This window comes from Acidobacteriota bacterium, assembly GCA_034211275.1.
Lineage (GTDB): Bacteria > Acidobacteriota > Thermoanaerobaculia > Multivoradales > JAHZIX01 > JAGQSE01.
In genome coordinates, this window is the sequence record JAXHTF010000151.1 from 1 (window position 1) to 17,000 (window position 17,000).

The following is a 17,000-nucleotide window of genomic DNA, read 5'->3' on the forward strand; positions in this document are numbered from 1 at the left end:
GCCGGCGGCGGTGCCGGTCCTGAGCGCCGTCCTCGCCGCCGCCGTCCTAGTCCATCTGCTGCTGGTGGCCGGAGAGGTCACCCTGCCCCACTCCACCGCCCACGGGCGACTGGCGGTGCAGGAAATGACCAGCGGCCGCTTCCGCGCCTTCTTCTGGAGCGGAGCCCTCCTCGCCGCCGTCGCCCTGGCGGCGCCGTGGCTGGCACCGGCGCCGGCGGCGGCCACCGCCGTCCTCGCCCTCGGCGGCCTGCTGGCCTTCGAGCACGCCTACGTCCAGGCGGGACAGAGCGTGCCTCTGGCCTGAGGGGCCGTCAACGCATGAAAGCGAGCACCGAGGAAGCCATCCCATGAGCCAGCAACGCCCCGACCTGAAGGATCTCGAAGGCCGTCTGAGCGCCGCCCGCCAGGCCACCGAGGCCCGCGGCGAGACTTTCTACCCCGGTCCCAGCCGAGTGCACCTGGCTTCCTTCCCGCCCAAGGAACGCTGGGACGATTGGGTCGAGCTGGACTCCCGCGCCTGGCCGCGGCGGGTGGAGAAGCGCAGCATGTTGGTGCCCACCACCTGCTTCAACTGCGAATCCGCCTGCGGCCTGCTGGCCTACGTCGACCGGCAGACCCTGGAGGTGCGCAAATTCGAGGGCAATCCGGAGCACCCCGGATCCCGCGGCCGCAACTGCGCCAAGGGCCCGGCGACGGCCACCCAGCTCACCGACCCCGACCGCATCCTCCAACCCCTGAAGCGGGTGGGAGCTCGCGGCGAAGGACGCTGGCAGCCGGTGAGTTGGGACGAGGTATTGGACGATCTGGCGGCGCGGCTGCGCAAAGCGCTGGAAGAACAGCGCCATGACGAGATCATGTATCACGTCGGGCGCCCCGGAGAGGACGGTTTCACCGAGCGCCTGCTCGCCGCCTGGGGGGTCGACGGCCACAACTCCCACACCAACATCTGCTCCTCCGGCGCCCGCGCCGGCTATCAGCTGTGGTCCGGCATGGACCGGCCGAGCCCGGATCACGCCCGGGCGCGGGTAATCTTCCTGGTCAGCGCCCACCTGGAGACCGGCCACTACTTCAACCCCCATGCCCAGCGCATCCTGGAGGCGAAGAAGAACGGCGCCAAGCTGGTGGTCCTCGATACCCGGCTGTCCAATACCGCCACCCACGCCGACTACTGGCTGGCGCCCCAGCCCGGTTCGGAGGCCGCCATCCACCTGGCCATCGCCTCCTACCTGGTGCGCAGCCGCCGTTACGACCGCGACTTCGTGCGCCGGTGGTGGAATTGGCGCGAATACCTACAGCAGGTGCACCCCGACCTCCCCGCCACCTTCGACAGCTTCGAACGCATGTTGGAAGCGGAGTACGAGGGCTACACCTTCGACTTCGCCGCCCGGGAGTCCGGCGTCGACGCCGCCGTCCTGGGGGAGGTGGCGGAGGTGGTGGCCGGCGCCGGCAGCCGCCTGGCCACCCACAACTGGCGCAGCGCCGCCGCCGGCAACGAGGGAGGCTGGCAGGTTTCCCGCACCCTCTTCCTGCTCAACGCCCTGATGGGCGCCGTCGCCGTCCCCGGCGGCACCTACCCCAACGCGTGGAATAAATTCGTCCCCCGGCCCATCCGCCTGCCCCGCCATCCGGAGCATTGGAACGGCCTCACCTGGCCGGTGGAGTTCCCCCTGGCGATGAACGAAATGTCCTTCCTCCTCCCCCACCTGGTGAAGGAGGGTCGGGGCAAGCTGGACGTCTACTTCACCCGCGTCTACAACCCGGTGTGGACCAACCCCGACGGATTCTCCTGGATCGAGATGCTCACCGACGAGGAAAAGGTGGGCCTGCACGTCGCCCTCACCCCCACCTGGAACGAGAGCGCCTACTTCGCTGACTATGTCCTACCCATGGGCCACTCCTCGGAGCGCCACGACCTGCACTCCTACGAGACCCACGACGGCCAATGGATCGGCTTCCGCCAGCCGGTGCTGCGGGCCGCCCGGGAACGGCTGGGGGAGACCATCACCGACACCCGCCAGGTCAATCCCGGTGAGGTCTGGGAGGAAAACGAATTCTGGCTCGAGCTCTCCTGGCGCATGGACCCCGACGGCGCCCTCGGCATCCGCCCCTTCGTCGAGTCCGCACAGCGGCCCGGGGAGCGCTTGACGGTGGACGAATACTACGGCTACATCTTCGAAAACTCGGTCCCCGGACTGCCGGAGAAGGCCGCTGCGGAGGGTCTGACGCCGCTCCAATACATGCGCCGCTACGGCGCCTTCGAGGTCGACCAGGAGATCGGCCCCAAATTCCTCCAGCCGGTGCCGGCGGAGGAGCTGGAGGACGTGGCGGAGAACGACCTGGGCCGCGTCTACACCCGCGGGCCGGCGCCGGACAAGATCAACATGGCCCCCACCGGTGCTCCCGCGGGGGACGCCGAGGGCCGGCGGCCGGTGGGGGTGCGGGTGGAGGGCCAGGTCCTCCGCGGCTTCCCCACCCCCAGCGGCCTACTGGAGTTCTACTCCTCCACCCTCGCCGGCTGGGGCTGGCCGGAGCTGGCGGTGCCCACCTATCTGCGCAGCCACGTTCACCCCGAGACCATGGCGGCGGATCAGCGGGTGCTCATCTCCACCTTCCGCCTGCCGGTGCACATCCACACCCGCAGCGCCAACGCCAAATGGCTCGACGAGATCGCCCACACCAACCCCCTGTGGCTGCACCCCCGGGACGCCGAGCCCCTGGGCGTCGGCACCGGCGACCTGGTGCGGGTGGAGACGGAGATCGGCCACTTCGTGGTCAAAGCCTGGGTCACCGAGGGCATCCGCCCGGGCGTCGTGGCCTGCAGTCATCACATGGGGCGCTGGAAGATCCATGACCAGGGCCAGCGCCAGCTCATGGCCACCGTCGGCCTCGAACGCCAGGGCAGCCGCTACTCCCTGCGCCAATCCCGCGGCTCCGGCCCCTACCCCAGCTCCGACCCGGACACCTCGCGCATCTGGTGGACCGATGTCGGCGTGCACCAAAACCTCACCTTCCCGGTGCACCCCGACCCCATCTCCGGCATGCACTGCTGGCACCAGGCGGTACGACTGACCAAAGCCGGCCCCGACGACGCCTACGGCGACATCGCGGTGGACGTGGAAGCGAGCCATCGGGTGTATCGAGAATGGCTGGAAAAGACCCGCTCCGCCGCCGAGCACTCCCCCGACGGCACCCGTCGCCCCCACTGGCTGATGCGTCCCGTGAAGCCGGTGAAGGAAGCCTACCGGCTGCCGGATCCAGTGCGCCGCTGAGCGGCTCCCCGCCGAGGACCTCATGGAACTGCTGCGCGCCCTCGGCGCCCTCGCCGAGCCGCCGGAGCCGGGTCACGCCGCCGTGGCGGAAGCCCTGGGCCTCGGCCCGCTCCCCGACGCCCACGAGCACGCCGACCTCTTCACCTTCCAGCTCTACCCCTATGCCTCGGTCTACCTCGGCGCCGAAGGCATGCTCGGCGGCGAGGCCCGGGACCGCATCGCCGGCTTCTGGCGGGCCCTCGGCCAAACGCCGCCGCCGGAACCGGATCACCTCACCACCCTGCTGTCGATGCAGGCCGGCCTCGGCGAGCTCGCGCCCTCAGACGAGCAAGAAGAGGATCCCCGCCAACTGCACGCCCGCGCCGCCCACCTGGGAGAGCATCTCCTCAGCTGGCTGCCACCCTATCTGCTGCGCGTCGAAGAAGTCGCCAGCCCCTTCTACCAAGGCTGGGCGCACCTCCTCGCCGCCGTCTTGGCTGAAGAAGCCCAGCATCTGGGAGGCCTCGCCCACCTCCCCTCGACCCTGCACCTGCCCTCCGCGCCCTCCTTCCGGAATCCCCGCACCACCGGCGGCGACACCCTGCTGAAGGACCTTCTCTCCCCGGCCCGCAGCGGCCTGATCCTCACCCGCGACGATCTCGCTCGCGCCGCCGACGAACTGAACCTCGCCCTCCGCCGCGCCGAACGCCGCTACACCCTCGAAGCCCTCGTGGGCCAAGACCCCGCCGCCATCCTCGCCTGGCTCGCAGAAGAATCCCGCCGCCAGGCCCACAGCATGGCTTCCCCCGCCGAAGACTCCCTGGCCGCCCACTTCCCCACCGGTCCCCTCGGAGACTTCTGGTTCTCCCGCGCCCTCACCACCGCCGAGCTCCTCGACGAGCTGGCGGAAGAAGCCCGGCAGAGCTGAGCAAACGCCTGAATCCAGGAGCCTCCCGCAGGGGGGACCCAATTGTTGGTGGGCTCACTTCCGCCTCTCTCCAACAGGGGGGACCCAATTGTTGACGGGCCGAACTGACAGCCCAATGCAGTTGACGAAGCCCTGGAATCTGGCAGTCGCCCAGAAGGGCGCCCGGAAGGGGGACCCAATTGTTGATGGCCCAATTGTTGATGGCTCGGGACGCCAGCCGGTCACCCCCGCCGTCCTTCCGCCAAAGTGTTATCATTCAGTAGCCATCTGCCATCATGATGGAGGCAAGTCCATGATTCGAACTCAGATCCAGCTGACCGAGGAACAGGCCCGGGAGCTCAAGAGACTGGCGGCGACGGAGCAACGATCCATGGCGGAGATGATCCGCCAGAGTGTCGACGCCTTTCTGCGGACCAGTGCCGCCCGAGGGACTTCTGATCGGCGTCATCGCGCTCTGGCCGCCATCGGCAGGTTCCGATCCGATGTCGACGATCTTGCGAGGGAGCACGACCGATATCTGAGTGAGGCCTTCGAGGAGTGACGACTTTCATCGATACCTCGGGGCTCCTCGCGATGCTCAACGCCAGCGATCAATTCCACCCGCGGGCAGCTGCGGCCTGGCGCCGACTGATCGAGGCCGAGGAGGATCTCGTCACCACGAGCTATGTGTTGGTCGAAACCTTCGCTCTAGTCCAAAGCCGCTTAGGGCTGGAAGCCGTCCAGTTGCTCGATCGGGACATCGTCCCACTGCTCGAGGTGGCTTGGGTCGATGAAGCCATCCACCGTACGGGCGTATCGACGCTTCTCACCGCCGCCCGCCGCCGTTTGAGCCTGGTGGATTGCGTCAGCTTCGAAACCATGCGCCGCAGAGGGCTGGACCGAGCCTTCACCTTCGATCACCACTTCGAAGAGCAGGGTTTCGCGGTCGTTCCAGATCAGATGCCTTCACCCTAGCCACCGCCGGAAGATCAAGGATGCCGGGGGCGGGACCCAATTGTTGACGCTCTCTCTCCAACAGGGGGGACCCAAATGTTGACGCCGCCTCAGCCCTTGGGCCAGGTCAGCTTCCAGAGATCATTGAGGAACGCAGCAGGGCCGCCGTCGGCGGTGGCGCCGCTGTGGATGTAGAGCTCGTAGGCGGTGGCGGTTTCGCGCACGAAGTGGACGGAGGAATCAGCTATCATCGAGCAGCGTTCAGCAATCCAGTCAGACTCCTAGCTCAAACCGGCCTCACAAACGACATGTCTTCACACCACGGCCTACCTACCATCATCCTGGCGGATGACCATCCCATGATGCTCCAGGGCTTGGAGAGGCTGCTGGGCCGGCGATTGGACGTGATCGCCAAGGTCACCGACGGCTTGGAACTGGTCGACTCCGCCGCCGAGCTTCAGCCCGATCTGGTTCTCGCCGACATCTCGATGCCGCGCCTGAACGGGATCGAGGCCGTTCGCCGGATGAAGGAGGTCTCGCCGGCCACCCGCGTGTTGATCTTGAGCCTGCATGAGGAGCCCGATTGGGTGCGAGCCGCCTTCGAGGCGGGGGCCTGGGGCTATCTCACCAAGACCTCCGCTGCCGAGGAGATCGAGGGGGCCATCGAGGAGATACTGGCGGACCGCTTCTATGTCAGTCCCCGCGTCACCCGCAGCATCCTGTCGCCGCCGGCTCCTGCCACGGCGGCTTCGAAGGCAGCCTCCCCGGCTGCCCCCTGTTCTCCCGAAGGAGCGCCTCTAACCCCGCGCGAGCTGGAGATCGTGGGGCTGGTGGGCCAAGGCCTGCCCAACAAAGACATCGCCGTACACCTCGGCATCGCCTTGACCACCGTTCGCACTCACCTCAACAGCATCTACAGCAAGCTGGGCCATGAGAACCGGGTCGAGCTGGCTCTTTCCTCGGCGAGAATCTTGGCCCGAGAGGCCTGAAGTGAGCGTTCAAGAAAACTACTTCGGCGGTGAAGAGGAGGCTCGCCGACACCTGGCGAGGGTGCTCCACGACGATCACAGCCAGCGGGTCACGGCTCTCGGCCTGGAGCTACGGGCGGTCCGCAACACCCTCGACGGAAGGGACCCTTCCCGTCTGCAGCTCGACGAGCTCGTCGTCGAGCTCGCGACGCTGGGCCAAGACCTGCGGCAACTGAGTCACGACCTGCACCCGGCGATCCTGGAGCGCGAGGGCTTGCGCGCTGCGCTTCAGGCCGCCTGCAGGAAGACCGAGCAGCGCTACGGGCTCGAAACGGAGCTCGTGGCTCAAGGCCTAGACCGTTGGATCGCTCCCAAAGTCGCTCTGGCCATCTATCGCATCGCCCAGGAGAGCCTGGCCAACAGTGCCCGGCATGGCAAGGCCCACAAGGTGCTCCTCGAGATGCGGGTCGCCAACACGGTCCGCTTGACGGTAACCGATGACGGCAAGGGCTTCGCTCCCGCCGCAGCTCGGCAGCAGGGTGGGCTAGGGCTGACCACCATGGAAGAGCGAGCACTCCTCCTCGGCGGTCGCTGCACCATCACCTCGTCTCCGCAAGGTGGCACCACCGTGGAGGCCGTCATCCCGCGCCGCAAACTGAGCCGCTGGCTGCGGCTCCGCCAGCGATGGCTGCTTGCGATCTTGCTCATCGTGCTGACCCTTGGCCTCGGTCTGGCGACGACCTACTACCAGGCCCGGCAGACGGCGGCGGAGGCCCAGCGGTCCGACGCGGTGGTGCAATTTCTCGAGCGCCTCTTCGCCGCCGCCGACCCACGCCAGAATCCCGGCGAGTTTCCCGACGCCCGCGAGCTGCTCCGCAGAGGTAGCGCCCGCCTGGATACGGAGCTCGCCGACGAGCCTCTCCTCCGCAGCCGGCTGCTCGACACCCTAGGCGGGATTTACACCAACCTCGGACTCTATGACGAGGCCCGGTCCCGCCTCGACGAGGCCCTGGTGCTGCGCCGGCGGCTGCTCGGTGCCCAACACCCGGAGGTCGCTGCGACGTTGACGCGGCTCGGATCTCTGGCTCATCTGTCGGGGCAGGGCGACGCCGTGGAGCTCTTTCAACAGGCTCTCGCCATCCGCCAGGCCCGAGCCCGTACGGACCCCGCGGAGCTCGCCGATCTATTCAACAAATTGGGTGTCGCCCTCGGCGGCCAGGGGCGGTTCGACGAATCGCAAGCCATGCTCTACCAGTCCCTGGAGCTTCACGAGAAGCTCTACGGGCCGGAAAGCCTGCAGGTGGCCAAGACCCTCCACAACCTTTCCGGCGTCGCCTACTACCGCGCAGTCCCGGACGACGCCATCGCTCTGCTCCAGCGCTCCTTGGCGATCCGCGAAAGTCGACTCGACGAAGACGACCTGGATCTCGCCGGCAGCCGCGAAGCCCTGGCCCTGATGCTGCAACGGCAGGGCCGCCTGGCCGAAGCGGAAGCCCTGCTGAAGCCGTTGCTGACCACCGTCGAGAGGGTCTATGGAGAGGACCATCCGGAGGTCGCGCGGATCTTGCTGAACCTGGGCTTGGTGCGGACCGAGCTGGGCGAAGAAGCTGCCGCCCGAGCTCTCTTTGATCGGGCCCTCGATATCCAGGAACGGACTCTCGCCCCCAACCAGCGCATGCTCATACGGACTCTCGAAGCAATGGCCGAGCTGCATCGCAAGCACGGCCGCTATGGTGAAGCCGAAGCCCTCTACCGCCGACTCCTGGAAGCCTACGAACAGGGCATCGTCTACGACTCCTGGGACCAGGTTCTGGCACATTGGGAAGAGCTGCAGGCGGAACGAGCAGCTCGGCGAGAAGAACCCTCCAAGGCCCCGAGCCGCGACTGAAGAGCCCCCCGCAGCCGGGCCGGGCCACCCTCCCCGAAGCCAGGTTGCCGGCTGTCGAGCCGGCGTTCCGGCCTCCCAGGGAGGTCGTGGCAGACAACCACGATCCCCCCTGGGCTGGAAACCCGAGACTTACCGGCCGCAGCTCGACTGAGCGGCAGCAGACACGATGGCGCTTCGCTGCTGGGCGGTGATCAGCCCGGCCTTGCGGAAGCCATTGGACGTCTTGGCCACGCACGAAACGTACTGACCGTGGTTCTTCCAAGACTGGCTCGTCCCCTGCGGCCCCTCACACGGGCACAGCTGCGCGATGGAGCAGCCGGTCCCCGGGTCGATGACGTCACCGGGAGGCGTGAAGGGGCAGATGTCCGCACCGTCGTCGATCCCGTCCCCGTCGCCGTCGGCGTCGCAGGCGTCGCCCAGGCCGTCGCCGTCGAAGTCGAGCTGATCGCTGTTGGCGGTCAGCGGACAGTTGTCGCTGGAGTCGAGCACCCCGTCATTGTCGTCGTCGAGGTCGCAGGCGTCCCCGGCACCGTCGGAGTCGTTGTCGGCCTGGTCCGGATTGGCGTCGAAGGGACAATTGTCGACGTCGTCCTCGATCCCGTCGTCATCGGCATCGGTATCCGGCAGGAACACGAGGCCCCACGGGCGAGGGATCCCGGGCACGGTGGTGGTGACAGTCCACGTCATCACGTCGATGACCGAAAGCGTGTCGTCGTCGTTGTTGGAGACATAGAGCTTCTCGCCGTCCGGGGTGAAGGCGAGGGTCCGGGGGAAAGTCCCGACGGGCACGGTGGCGACGACGCTCGCGGTGCTGGTGTCGATGACCGAAACGCTGTTTCCCAGCAGATTGGCCACGGCAAGATAGGCCCCGTCGGGAGACAAATCGAGGTCATAAGGCAGGCTGCCCACCGCCGTAGACGAAATCTCGGCGTAACTACCGGTATCGAGAACCGAGACCGTATTGTCACTGTTCGCCACGAAGGCCAGAGAGCCGTCCGCCGAAAAGACGATGTCAGCGGCACCGTTCACGCCGTGGCCGGTGGCGAAGCTCGCGGTGATGGTATTCGTCGCGGTGTCGATCACCGTGATGCTGGCTCCGCTCAGGCTGCCTACGCCAACCCAGATGGAACCGTCAGCGGCAGACCCCCCGATGGAAGAGTTGGCCACCCCTGAAAAGGTCTGCACCACGGTGAGGGTGGAGGTGTCGACCACCGAGACCGTACCCGAGGCATTGTTGGCCACGTAGGCGAAGGCTTCGTCGGGAGACAGAGCGATTCCCACGGGCAGGAACCCCGTGGACACGGTGCCGATGATCGTGTTGGTCGCCGTATCGATCACCGAGATGCCACTGAAATCCGTCGAGTACACCCGGCTGCCGTCCGCGTTGACGGTGAGCACCCGGATACCGGTGCCGCTCACGGTGCCGGTCACCGTGTTGGTCGCGGCGTCGAACCCTAGAACGTTGCTGCCACTGGCGATGTAGGCGGTGGGGCCGGCGTAGGCCGGACCGGCCGCCAGCACCAGGGTCAGTAGAACGGCAACGCCTAAACGGAAGGCCATCTTGCCGAGAGTCTGCGGGATTCTTTGCCATGGATGGGTCACTGGTTGGCTCCTTGCGGTACAGAAAAATTGTCGCATTACATCTATGAAAAATCTCGCAAGCACAGTTTATGAGCGGAGCATGACATCCCCCATGAGCTCTGTGAATCGACCCTAGGGTGGATCTTTCAACGCCATCACCTCCTCCGAAGGGAGGAGGGCCCTCCTCCCTTCGGAGCCCCGTAGAGCACCGATTCCCCGGCGGAGGAAGCTGTCGAAATACGGAACGGCTTCGAGGCCCGGCTTTAATGCTTGTCGCCAGAAGCTTTGGATTCAGGATCCGGTCGGCGGTAGGCCTCGTTGATGGCGTTGGTGGCCTCTTCCAGCGACTTCAACCCGACCTCCCGGCGCCGTGCGTCGACGCCTTCCGGATCCTCGATGGGTTGGGGCATCAGCCGGCCGTCTTCACCGCGGGTGTACTGAGTACCGTAGAGCTGCTTCTGGCCCTGCCGGACGCGCACCCGATCGACGGTGGTGGCCAACAGGCGGCCGGGAAGCTCGCCCTGCTCCGCCGCTTCCTGCATCAGCGGTAGATAGCGCTTCTGAGTCTCCAGGTCGGCGTGCTGGATGATCAGCCAGGCACCCTGGGAAGCCTTTGCTCCCACCTCGGAAATTCCCGGCCAGCCATCCGCCTCGAGGATCTCCACCACCCGAGCCAGGTGCCGGCGGTTGAGGTTGAGCATCTCGGCGTGGATCGCCTCGCTCTCGGGAGCTTCGAGATACCGCTGCCGAATCTCCTGATCCTCCTCCCGCAGGGCCAAGAGCTCCCGGCACCGATCCGGCTCGGGGACCTCGCCACAGGATCCGGCCGCGGTGTCCGTCGCCGGCGCAGCCGACGCTACGCCTTCTCCCTCTCGAGCCTCTAATCCCTCCGACATTACGACTTCAGCCGCCAGCAGGGCCGAAGACAAGCCCAACGCCATGATCCCGATCCACAACCGTCTCCACCGCTGCCTCATTGCATTGCCTCCCGCGCCATCCAGAGGGTTTCCTTCGCTGCGTCGCCTCGACTCTATCCGAGAGCTTCGCCCCCTCCCCAGCACCCCCCGCGGTGCCGATGGAGATATCCTCGAAGCTCGGGGGCGCCGACTCCATGATCGTCGTCCCGCGTCACTCCCATGACCGGTCACCCCTCACCCGTGCCAGACATCGACACTGCCCCGTCCATCGCCTTCATAGGCCTCGGCCCCAAAGGCCTCTACGCCTTCGAACGACTGATCGCCAAGCTCCATCGCCGGTCTTCGCAGAAACCCGTAACGCTGCATATCTGGGAGCCGCGTGCGAGGCTCGGTGTCAGCTTGCCCTACGATCTGGACCAGCCGCCCTACCTGCGAATGAATTTCGCCAACCGCTGGGTCAGCGCCCGCGCACCGGAAGCGCCCTCCTTGCCGACGCCTCCGCCCGCGCTGGTCCCCTGGCTGGAGCAGCACCATCCGGCGCTGGCGGATGCGGACGACTTTGCGCCTCGATGCGTGGTCGGGGAGTATCTTCACTCCGTCTTCGAAGCGGCTCTCTCCGATCTCCCGGAAGCCGTGAGGGTCGAGCATCATCCCGAGAAAGCCGTCGATCTCCGGCTTGCCCAGCTCCAGCCGGGCAGGCTGGAATCGGGCACAAGCCCAATGCGGAGCCGATGGCAGGTTGTGGGAGCTTCCGGCGGAAGGGTGGAGGTGGATCAGGTGCTGATCAGCGTCGGCCATGACGCCCGCCCCCGGCCTTCGTTGGGAGAAGACGGTGCAGGGCTGATCCCGGCAGTATTTCCGGTCGATCGGTGGCTGACCGAGGAGGCCGTTCCCCCGGGCAGCGACGTCGCCATGCGAGGCTTCGCCCTCACCTGGATCGACGCGACTCTGGCTCTCTTCGAGGGCCGCGGCGGACGTTTCGAATCCGTGGACGACGGGCCGAGGCTTCGCTATCGGCCGGGCTCCGGAGAGGTCCGTACGATCTTTCCCTTCTCCCGCACCGGCCGGCCGCTATTGGCCAAGCCCGATGGGCATCGAGTGCCCCATCGCGGCGATCTCGACGAGGTCTGGGAAGAGGGCCGGCGGCGCATCGCCGAGCTGGAGCTCGACGGAGAATCCGCCACGGCGGCCATTCTCCGACAGGTCGCCGCCTCTGCCGCCCAGGCCTTGGAGCGGGCCGAGCCGCAGCAGCCGGAGCTCTCCGCCGACCGGCCGCAGACCATGATCCAGCTGGTGGCGAGACGCTGTGCCGAGCCGCCTCCGCGACTCGCTCCGCAAGAGGTAGAGCAGGAGATGCGCCACGCCTGGGAGGTGGCGGTGGGAAGACGGCCGCTGGATCATTGGTGGGCCCTGGGGCAGGCCTGGCGCGGTCTCTATCCCGCGCTGGTGGACAGCATCAGCCACAGAGGACTGCCCACCGCCGCCTGGCCCAGCTTCTGGCGGCTCAGCCGGGAGATGGAACGAATCGCCTTCGGGCCTCCCGCCATCAATGTCGCGAAGATTCTGGCGCTGCTGGACGCCGGCCGCATCGATCTGAGCTTCGTACAAAATCCTACCGTGAGCTTCGCCGACGGCTTACCATGCCTGATCCACGGCTCCCGACAGCAAACGGTGGACCGGCTGGTTCACGCCGTGCTCCGCCCGCCCGGCGCCGAGCCCGGACCGGACAGCCTGCTCGGTGGCCTGCTCACCGCCGGTCATGCTCGGCAGCTAGAGGGGACCGACGGCATCGAGATCACCCGGAGCGCGCAATGCATCGGCGACGACGGACGGCCTACTCCGGGCCTGTCGGTCCTCGGCCGGGCCACCGAAGGCTGCGTCCTGGGCAACGACACCCTCAGCCGCACCCTCCACCATCACCCAGAGGCCTGGGCAGCCAGGGTGGTGGCATGGCTCGTGAATCGTCTAGCCGAGGTATGAACGAGCGACTGGCTGAAGAAACCCTCACCAACGACAACCTCCATGCCGCCTGCGGCGGTGTGAAGCCCCTCACCGCCCGCCTGGAGAGTTGGCAGAAAGAGCTCTGCAAGCGCCCGGCGCGCCTCGCTGCACTGGTACGGGAGCACGGCTCACCGCTGCACCTGCACCACGTCGATCCCTTCTTGCGCAATGTCCGCCGGCTGTACGAGGCGGCGGACGAGGTCGACGTGAAGCTCGGGGTCTTCCTGGCTCGCAAAGCCAATAAGTGCCTGAGCTTTGTAAAAGCTGCTCGGGATGCCGGCTTTGGGGTCGACACCGCTAGCGAGAACGAGCTGCGCCAATGCCTGGAACGAGGCCTTCCGGGAGAGCGTCTGATCCTTACCGCGGCCATCAAGGGCACCGCAGCCCTCTCCCTGTGCGCCCGCCATCGGGTGCCCGCGACCCTCGACAATTTCGATGAGATCGAGGGCCTGGCGAGTGCGGCCCGCAATGCCGGGACCACCGCCGTGGGCGCCCTGAGGCTCAGCGGCTTTCGGCACCAGGGTCGCAAGCTCTTCTCTCGCTTCGGCTTCGACATCGATCACGCCGTGGCAGCCGTCGAGAGCCAATGGCGCCGACCGGAGATCGCCGAGAGGATTCGCCTCGAAGGATTACACTTTCATCTCGATGGCTACGACGCCGACCAGCGGGCCTCCGCCCTCGACCAATCGCTGGACCTGGCGGAAGCCCTGCGCCAGCGCGGCCATCCGGTCCGCTTCATCGACATCGGCGGCGGCCTTCCCATGAGCTATCTCGATGACGAGGCGCAATGGCAAGCGTTCTGGCATCACCACCGCGAGGCACTGCTGGGCCGACAAGCTCCCCTCACCTACCGCGGTCAGACGCTGGGCCTGCGGGCCCATGAGGGCCGGATCGAAGGCAAACCCAAGGTCTATCCGTTCTTCCAGCGTCCCACCGGCCGCCAATGGCTGCGCCGGGTGCTCGACGCGCCGCGAACCGGCACCCAGCACTCGCTGGCGACGGAGCTACGCCGGCTGGAGCTGGAGCTACGGTGCGAGCCGGGCCGTAGCGTGCTGGACGGCGCCGGCATGACCGTCGCCCGGGTCGCCTACCGCAAGCTCCACCACGACGGTCATTGGCTCATCGGCTTGGAGATGAACAGCACCCAATGCCGCACCTCGAGCCTCGATTTCATGCTCGATCCCCTTCTCCTCCCCACCGGCCTGGGTCGAGCCAAAGAGAGCTCCGCCAGCTCCGGCTCCGTCAGTTCCGGGCCCGGCACCGGCTCGGAGGGCTTCCTGGTCGGCGCCTATTGCATCGAAAACGAGCTCCTCACCTCGCGCCGGCTGCGCTTTCCCATCGGGGTTGAAGTCGGCGACCTCTTCGTCTTTCCCAACACCGCGGGCTATTTCATGCACTTCCTCGAAAGCCGCTCGCACCAATTCCCGCTGGCCAACAATCTGGTGGTGGGCACCGGCCTGGACGACATCCGCCTGGACGAGATTCACGCCGAGAGCTGATCCACCACCCCCGCCATCAACCGGCGGGCGTGGTGGATCTCGTCGTCGACGATGGTGTGGGGGATGCCGGGGTAGCGCTGGAGGGTGACCTCGGCGCCCAAGCCTTGGAGCACCTCCGCCGTCTCCTCCACCCGCCACCACGGCACGTGGGGGTCCGGATCGCCGGAGCCCAGGAAGACCGGGGTGCCGTCGAGGCTCCCAGAATAATCCCGGGGAGTGTTCGGAGGACCGATGAGCCCGCCGGTGAAGGCGACGACACCGCCCAGGCGGCGGGGATGGCGGGCGGCGTATTCGGTGCTCAGGCAGGCGCCTTGGGAAAAACCCAGGAGCACGATCCTGCGCGCCGGTACGCCACCGGCCTCGACCTCCTCCACCACGCGGTGTAGCTGCGCCAGGGCGGAGTCGAGCTTCGGCTGGTTGTCCGCCTGCGGTGCCAGGAAGCTCAGCGGATACCAGGTGGCACCTTCCGCCTGCGGCGCCCGGTAGGCGTAGCTGCCGGCGTAGGGTGCTCCCGCCGGTTCCAGGGCCGAGGTCAGGGTGAGAATATTCTCGGCGCTGGCGCCGCGGCCGTGGACCAGCACCATGGCCGCGGCGGCGTCTTCCAGGGAGGCGCCGGCGGCGACCACCGGCTGGCCCCGATGAGGGTCGCGGTGAGCATCGAGCTGGTGATCGGCGTTCATCGGTCCACCTCCCCGGCACCGCCGCCGAGATCCGCTGGATCCTTCAGCGGCGGCAGCACCGCTTCGATCTCCGACCGGCGGCTTTCGTACCACGGCGGCAGCCGCAGCGAGGTGCCGAGCTCCGCCAACGGCTCGTCGAGGGTGAAGCCCGGTGGATCCGTGGCGATCTCGAAGAGCACGCCGCCGGGCTCGCGGAAGTAGATGGAGTGGAAGTACTGACGATCCTTGACCTCCGTGACCCCCATTCCGGCGTCCATCAGCCGCCGCTGCCAGGCCAGCTCCTCGGCATCGCCGGCCACCCGGAAGGCGATGTGATGGATGCTGCCGGCGGCCACCCGCCCGACGGACTCGCCGGGACGATGGATCACGTCCAGCCGGGTCCCGGGGGCGCCGTCCTCGCCGAAGGCGAAGCGGCTGCGCTCCCCCTTCTGCTCTCCCTCCTGGCCCAAGAGCCGAAAGCCCATGGCACCGGTGAGCAGCTCGGCGGTACGCGCCGCGTCAGCCTCCAGCAGGGTCATGCTGTGGAAGCCGCGGATGGCCTGCTGCTCCGGCACCGGGCCGTCGCTCCACGGCGCCCGCTCCGCGGCGGAGGGATCTGCCACCATCTCCAGCAGCAGGCCGTCGGGATCGAGGAAGGTGAAGGAGTCCTCACCGAAGCGCTCCACGGTATCCGCCACCACCACCCCCGCCGCGCTCAGCCGGTCTCGCCACCAGGACAGGGAGCCTTCCGGCACGGCGAAGGAGGTCACCGTCGCCTGCCCCGCTCCCCGGCTGCCGCGCCGGGCGCCGGGCCAGGGGAAGAAGGTGAGAATAGTGCCGGGGCTCCCCTGCTCGTCTCCGTAATAGAGATGATAGGTGCCGGGGTCGTCGAAATTCACCGTCTTCTTGACCATCCGCAGCCCCAACAGACCGGCGTAGAAGTCGACGTTGGTCTGGGGGTCGCTGGCGATGGCGGTGACGTGGTGGATGCCGAGAATCTGCTCGCTCATGATCGTCTCCTCGTCGGTCTTGGGAGCCTTCTGAGTCCCATCAGCATCGATGGAATCATCGGAGTGCGAATCTAGCTCCGTATTCACTCGACATAACAACTATTGTCACGACATCTATTCCCGACAAAAAGACCCGCGCTTCGAGCCCAGACGAAGTCGAGGGTGGAGCCTCAAAGCTCGGGCGCTCGGGAGCACTAGAGCTTCGAACGGAGTGCCTCCAACAGCTCCACCAGATGGGCCAGGCGCTCGTCGTCCATATGACCGATATATTTCTCGACCCAGCCGTTCAGCGGCTCGTCCAGCGCCGCCAGCGCATCCAACCCGGCCTTGGTGATCCCCACCCGCACCACCCGGCGATCCTGCTCGTGGCGCTCTCGGCGTACCAGCTCGCGCTTCTCCAACCGGTCCAGCAGGCGGGTCACGTCCGGCACCGGAGTGACCATCCGGTTTCCCACCTCCCGGCAGGCGAGGGTGTCCGGGTGCGCTCCGCGCAAAATGCGCAAGACGTTGTACTGGGTCGGAGTCAGTCCCCAGGCCTTGAGAAACGTGGCGTGGGCCTGGAGTAGCCCCGCGGATGTGCGCTGAAGATTGAGGAAGGCCTCGACTCCGAGACTGGAGAAGGGTTTCTTCTGCTGAATCTCGTCCCGTAACGAAGGTGCCATAGGCCCACCGATCCTTTCTCTGACGAGGCTCGGCCGCTCCACTGGAGCAGCGGCGGAAGCCAGAGGGGGTATTCTACAAGGCTGCGTTTTTCTGCATCACGATTGAGACAAGTTTAGAGTGCCCATAACTTTTGTCAAGGCCGTGCACAACTCTAGCTCGATTTCACCGCTGAGAGCTCGCTGCCAAGCCGCGTCGAAGACCTCACCACCAGATCTCCTCCGTGGGGTTGCGCCAGGACTCCTCAGAGAATTGCTCCGCGCGGGTTCGGCGATGGAATTTGCCCTCCTCGACACCACTGGCCTCGACCCGCTCCAACGCCTCACGGATCTGCTCCAGGTCCTGGGAGCCGAGGGAGCCACCGGCGCCGGCTTCCGTGTCCGCGGAAGGCTCCGACCCAGGCTCCGAAGAGGAGGATGAAGCGCCTCCTGCTGGGGAATCCTGCTCCGGATCCTCCGGGGGTGGTGGCGGTTCTTGGCCGCTCCCGGAGCCGCCCTCCGGCGACGAGATCTCTTCCTGAGCCGAGCCCCCTCCTCCTCCTCCGCATTCCGGTGGCGGGTTGGCCATCAGCTGCTCGAGCTCCTGCACGCGATCCTGAACGAACCGGCGATTGGCCTCGGCATCAGCGCCCAAGCGCTGATCGGCCGCCCCTCCGGCAGCCGCGGCGAAGCGCTCTTCGGCGGCCCGCCACAGATCCACCGTCGCCTC

Annotated in this window: 16 protein-coding genes; 9 read left to right on the plus strand and 7 right to left on the minus strand. The window is 67.0% G+C overall.

Annotated features, from left to right (window positions below; translation table 11 throughout):
• The 5 genes from SX243_19010 to SX243_19030 form a co-directional block, all read left to right on the plus strand.
• Positions 1–304: 4Fe-4S ferredoxin (locus SX243_19010; protein MDY7095070.1), on the plus strand; the 304-nt coding region annotated here is incomplete at its 5' end.
• 43 nt (positions 305–347) lie between these two features.
• Positions 348–3,269, plus strand: coding sequence for a molybdopterin-dependent oxidoreductase (locus SX243_19015; GenBank protein ID MDY7095071.1), 2,922 nt, complete (start codon positions 348–350; stop codon positions 3,267–3,269).
• 22 nt (positions 3,270–3,291) lie between these two features.
• A complete protein-coding gene (locus SX243_19020) occupies positions 3,292–4,176 on the plus strand; it encodes a molecular chaperone TorD family protein (protein MDY7095072.1) in 885 nt (294 codons plus the stop codon).
• Between the two features lie 292 nt (positions 4,177–4,468).
• Positions 4,469–4,717 carry a ribbon-helix-helix protein, CopG family gene (locus tag SX243_19025; GenBank protein MDY7095073.1) on the plus strand — a complete coding sequence of 83 codons (249 nt, stop codon included), beginning with the start codon at positions 4,469–4,471 and terminating at the stop codon, positions 4,715–4,717.
• On the plus strand, positions 4,714–5,130 hold the full coding sequence (locus SX243_19030; protein MDY7095074.1) for a PIN domain-containing protein: 417 nt from the start codon (positions 4,714–4,716) through the stop codon (positions 5,128–5,130). Before SX243_19025 ends, SX243_19030 begins: the two co-directional genes overlap by 4 nt.
• A gap of 89 nt (positions 5,131–5,219) precedes the next feature.
• On the opposite strand, the gene SX243_19035 is transcribed toward SX243_19030, so the two are convergent.
• Positions 5,220–5,360, minus strand: coding sequence for a hypothetical protein (locus SX243_19035; GenBank protein ID MDY7095075.1), 141 nt, complete (start codon positions 5,358–5,360; stop codon positions 5,220–5,222).
• 57 nt (positions 5,361–5,417) lie between these two features.
• Between SX243_19035 and SX243_19040 the strand changes: the two genes are divergently transcribed.
• Positions 5,418–6,098 carry a response regulator transcription factor gene (locus SX243_19040; GenBank protein ID MDY7095076.1) on the plus strand — a complete coding sequence of 227 codons (681 nt, stop codon included), beginning with the start codon at positions 5,418–5,420 and terminating at the stop codon, positions 6,096–6,098.
• A 1-nt stretch (position 6,099) separates the two neighbouring features.
• Positions 6,100–7,965, plus strand: a complete 1,866-nt coding sequence (locus SX243_19045; GenBank protein ID MDY7095077.1) for a tetratricopeptide repeat protein — start codon at positions 6,100–6,102, stop codon at positions 7,963–7,965.
• Between the two features lie 129 nt (positions 7,966–8,094).
• On the opposite strand, the gene SX243_19050 is transcribed toward SX243_19045, so the two are convergent.
• Positions 8,095–9,567, minus strand: a complete 1,473-nt coding sequence (locus SX243_19050; GenBank protein ID MDY7095078.1) for a thrombospondin type 3 repeat-containing protein — start codon at positions 9,565–9,567, stop codon at positions 8,095–8,097.
• Positions 9,568–9,809: 242 nt separating this feature from the next.
• Positions 9,810–10,487 carry a DUF6624 domain-containing protein gene (locus SX243_19055; GenBank protein ID MDY7095079.1) on the minus strand — a complete coding sequence of 226 codons (678 nt, stop codon included), beginning with the start codon at positions 10,485–10,487 and terminating at the stop codon, positions 9,810–9,812.
• Between the two features lie 195 nt (positions 10,488–10,682).
• Here SX243_19055 and SX243_19060 point away from each other — a divergent pair, with 195 nt between their 5' ends.
• Both SX243_19060 and SX243_19065 read left to right on the plus strand, forming a co-directional pair.
• Positions 10,683–12,443 carry an FAD/NAD(P)-binding protein gene (locus tag SX243_19060; GenBank protein ID MDY7095080.1) on the plus strand — a complete coding sequence of 587 codons (1,761 nt, stop codon included), beginning with the start codon at positions 10,683–10,685 and terminating at the stop codon, positions 12,441–12,443.
• On the plus strand, positions 12,440–13,963 hold the full coding sequence (locus tag SX243_19065; GenBank protein MDY7095081.1) for a Y4yA family PLP-dependent enzyme: 1,524 nt from the start codon (positions 12,440–12,442) through the stop codon (positions 13,961–13,963). The genes SX243_19060 and SX243_19065 overlap by 4 nt, the downstream gene beginning before the upstream one ends.
• On the opposite strand, the gene SX243_19070 is transcribed toward SX243_19065, so the two are convergent.
• The 4 genes from SX243_19070 to SX243_19085 all read right to left on the minus strand — a co-directional run.
• Positions 13,948–14,643: a dienelactone hydrolase family protein gene (locus SX243_19070; protein ID MDY7095082.1), complete on the minus strand. Its 696-nt coding sequence runs from the start codon at positions 14,641–14,643 to the stop codon at positions 13,948–13,950. The two genes, SX243_19065 and SX243_19070, sit on opposite strands and share 16 nt — an antisense overlap.
• Positions 14,640–15,632 carry a ring-cleaving dioxygenase gene (locus tag SX243_19075; GenBank protein ID MDY7095083.1) on the minus strand — a complete coding sequence of 331 codons (993 nt, stop codon included), beginning with the start codon at positions 15,630–15,632 and terminating at the stop codon, positions 14,640–14,642. The genes SX243_19070 and SX243_19075 overlap by 4 nt, the downstream gene beginning before the upstream one ends.
• A gap of 194 nt (positions 15,633–15,826) precedes the next feature.
• Positions 15,827–16,294: a MarR family transcriptional regulator gene (locus tag SX243_19080; GenBank protein ID MDY7095084.1), complete on the minus strand. Its 468-nt coding sequence runs from the start codon at positions 16,292–16,294 to the stop codon at positions 15,827–15,829.
• 202 nt (positions 16,295–16,496) lie between these two features.
• A partial coding sequence (locus SX243_19085) for a hypothetical protein (protein MDY7095085.1) occupies positions 16,497–17,000 on the minus strand: 504 nt, incomplete at its 5' end.

Excerpts from the sequence above, each read along its gene's own strand:
- SX243_19015 (MDY7095071.1), top strand. The coding sequence starts at position 348 with ATGAGCCAGCAACGCCCCGACCTGAAGGATCTCGAAGGCCGTCTGAGC.
- SX243_19020 (MDY7095072.1), top strand. The coding sequence starts at position 3,292 with ATGGAACTGCTGCGCGCCCTCGGCGCCCTCGCCGAGCCGCCGGAGCCG.
- SX243_19025 (MDY7095073.1), top strand. The coding sequence starts at position 4,469 with ATGATTCGAACTCAGATCCAGCTGACCGAGGAACAGGCCCGGGAGCTC.
- SX243_19035 (MDY7095075.1), bottom strand. The coding sequence starts at position 5,360 with ATGATAGCTGATTCCTCCGTCCACTTCGTGCGCGAAACCGCCACCGCC.
- SX243_19040 (MDY7095076.1), top strand. The coding sequence starts at position 5,418 with ATGTCTTCACACCACGGCCTACCTACCATCATCCTGGCGGATGACCAT.
- SX243_19055 (MDY7095079.1), bottom strand. The coding sequence starts at position 10,487 with ATGGCGTTGGGCTTGTCTTCGGCCCTGCTGGCGGCTGAAGTCGTAATG.
- SX243_19060 (MDY7095080.1), top strand. The coding sequence starts at position 10,683 with ATGACCGGTCACCCCTCACCCGTGCCAGACATCGACACTGCCCCGTCC.
- SX243_19065 (MDY7095081.1), top strand. The coding sequence starts at position 12,440 with ATGAACGAGCGACTGGCTGAAGAAACCCTCACCAACGACAACCTCCAT.
- SX243_19070 (MDY7095082.1), bottom strand. The coding sequence starts at position 14,643 with ATGAACGCCGATCACCAGCTCGATGCTCACCGCGACCCTCATCGGGGC.
- SX243_19075 (MDY7095083.1), bottom strand. The coding sequence starts at position 15,632 with ATGAGCGAGCAGATTCTCGGCATCCACCACGTCACCGCCATCGCCAGC.
- SX243_19080 (MDY7095084.1), bottom strand. The coding sequence starts at position 16,294 with ATGGCACCTTCGTTACGGGACGAGATTCAGCAGAAGAAACCCTTCTCC.